The sequence below is a fragment of the Nocardia sp. NPDC059764 genome (assembly GCF_042732555.1).
Lineage (GTDB): Bacteria > Actinomycetota > Actinomycetes > Mycobacteriales > Mycobacteriaceae > Nocardia.
Genome location: NZ_JBHWHH010000336.1, coordinates 1 through 2,486 on the forward strand (window position 1 = coordinate 1; position 2,486 = coordinate 2,486).

Here is a 2,486-nt window from a genome sequence, read left to right on the forward strand (position 1 = left end):
GAACAGCGCCAGCCCGAAGGTCTCAGCTGATCCTCTGTCATCACCCGTACGTAATTGCGTACGTTATTTGGTGGTATGGGTTGAACATTTCGCGCCGAAAGGACTCACCATGCGCGCCATGCACGCCACCGAGGCTCGGGCCAATTTCTACGCGGTGCTGGATGCTGCCACTGAGGACAATGATGAAGTGGTCATCACCCGGAGTGGTGGCAAGGCCCCGGCCGTGGTGATCTCCCTCGCGGAGTACAACGCGATGAAGGAAACCGCCTACCTGATGTCCTCGCCGGCAATGGCCCGGCGGCTCATGGAATCCATTGCGGCAGTCGACGCCGGGCGCGTGGAAACCCATGAACTCATCGATGTGCCCGATGGGGAGGAGTCCGAGCGGTGAGCTTCGTGCGCTTCGATCGCAACGGATGGGAAGACTGCTGTCACTGGCAGGTGGAGGATCGAAAGATGTTGCGGCGCATAAATCTTCTGATCGAAGATATTCGCCGCCATGGCAATGGTGAAGGGATCGGCAAGCCTGAGCCGTTACGGCAGAACCTGTCGGGATGGTGGTCTCGACGCATCGACCAGGAGCATCGGCTGGTCTACCGTGCCGACGAGGACACCGTCACGGTGATTGCGTGCCGAGGCCACTATGACTGAGCGGGCTATGGCTGGGGTATCTGATTCCAGCTCGGGTGGCCGAAAGTGTTGATTTTCTGGCCGCCGGTCTGTCATGTTCTCATAACCGCTGGTCGTAGCGTCGAGTCATGCGATTCGACTACGACGTCATCGTGATCGGCTCCGGCTTCGGCGGCAGCGTGAGCGCGTTGCGGCTGACCGAGAAGGGCTACCGCGTCGGCGTACTGGAGGCCGGGCGGCGGTTCGCGGACCATGAGTTCGCGAAGACGTCCTGGCGGTTGCGGCGGTATCTGTGGGCTCCGGCGCTGGGGTGCTTCGGGATTCAGCGGCTGGCGCTGTTGAACGACACCTTCGTGATGGCCGGGGCGGGGGTCGGGGGCGGCTCGCTGGTCTACGCCAACACCCTGTACGAGCCGCCGGACAAGTTCTACGCCGATCGGCAGTGGGGGCACATCACGGATTGGAAGGACGAGCTCGCGCCGCACTACGACCAGGCCAAACGGATGCTGGGGGTGACGGTCAATCCGGCGACCACGCCCGCGGACCGGGTGCTGCGGGACGTGGCCGACAGCATGGGGATCGGCGACAGTTACCAGGCCACGCCCGTCGGCGTCTTCTTCGGCGGGGCCGGTCGGCGTCCGGGTGAGGATGTGCCGGACCCGTTCTTCGGCGGGGCCGGGCCGGGCCGGCGCACCTGTACCCATTGCGGCGAGTGCATGACGGGGTGTCGGCACAATGCCAAGAACACACTGGTCAAGAACTACCTGTATCTGGCCGAGCAGGCCGGGGCCGTGGTGCATCCGCTGACCACCGTCACCGATGTGCGGCCGTTGAACGGCGGCGGGTACGCCGTGGAGACGGCCCGCACCGGACGGCTGTTCCGCAAGCAGCGGAACGAATTCACCGCCGAACAGGTGATTTTCGCCGCCGCCTCGCTGGGCACGCAGCGCCTGCTGCACCGGCTGCGGGACAAGGGCTCGCTCACCGGGATCTCCGATCGGCTCGGCCACCTGTCCCGCACCAACTCCGAGGAGTTGCTCGGCGTGCGCAGCCGCGACCCGCGGGCGGATTACACCAAGGGCGTGGCGATCACCTCCTCGATCCACCCCGACCACGACACCCACGTGGAACCGGTTCGATATGGCAAGGGCAGCAATGCCTTCGGCGTCATGAGCACCCTGATGGTCGACGACGAGGGCGATACCCCGCGCTGGCGGCTCTGGCTTCGGGCGGCCCGCCGTCACCCTCGCGACGCCGTGCGGGTGCACAATTCCCGCCACTGGTCCGAGCGCACCATCGGCCTGCTGGTCATGCAGTCGGTGGACAACTCCATCACCACCTACACCAAGCGCGGGCTCTTCGGCCGCCGCATGACCACCAAACAGGGTGACGGCCAACCCAATCCGACCTGGGTGCCGGCCGGACACGAGGTCGCCCGCCGGGTCGCCGACGCCGTCGACGGCATTCCGATCGGCGCGAGCTCGAGCATCCTGAAGATTCCGATGACCGGTCATTTCCTGGGCGGCTGCGCCATCGGGGACTCGCCCGCCACCGGCGTCGTGGACGCCTACCACCGCCTCTACGGCCACCCGGGCCTGCACATCGTCGACGGCTCCACCATCTCGGCGAACCTCGGCGTCAACCCGTCGCTCACCATCACCGCCCAGGCCGAACGCGCGATCTCCTTGTGGCCCAACAAGGGTGAGCCCGATCCCCGCCCGGAGCCGGGTGCGGCCTATCGGCGGATCGCCCCGACCACACCGCGCAGTCCCGTGGTCCCGCCCACGGCCCCGGGCGCGCTGCGCCTGCCGATCGTGGAGATCACGATGCCCCGGGTCGACGTCCCGGGGGTATAG

The 2,486-nt window shown here is 66.5% G+C and carries 3 protein-coding genes; all 3 read left to right on the forward strand.

Annotated elements, in window-relative coordinates:
* On the forward strand, positions 1–391 hold a 391-nt coding region (locus ACFV4K_RS35405; RefSeq protein WP_379280654.1), incomplete at its 5' end, for a type II toxin-antitoxin system Phd/YefM family antitoxin.
* Entirely contained in the window at positions 388–651 is a 264-nt protein-coding gene (locus ACFV4K_RS35410) for a Txe/YoeB family addiction module toxin (protein WP_379280655.1), read from the forward strand. The genes ACFV4K_RS35405 and ACFV4K_RS35410, both read left to right, overlap by 4 nt.
* Positions 652–758: 107 nt before the next feature.
* Positions 759–2,486 (forward strand): GMC oxidoreductase, encoded by a 1,728-nt coding sequence (locus ACFV4K_RS35415; RefSeq protein WP_379280656.1) that lies wholly within the window; start codon positions 759–761, stop codon positions 2,484–2,486.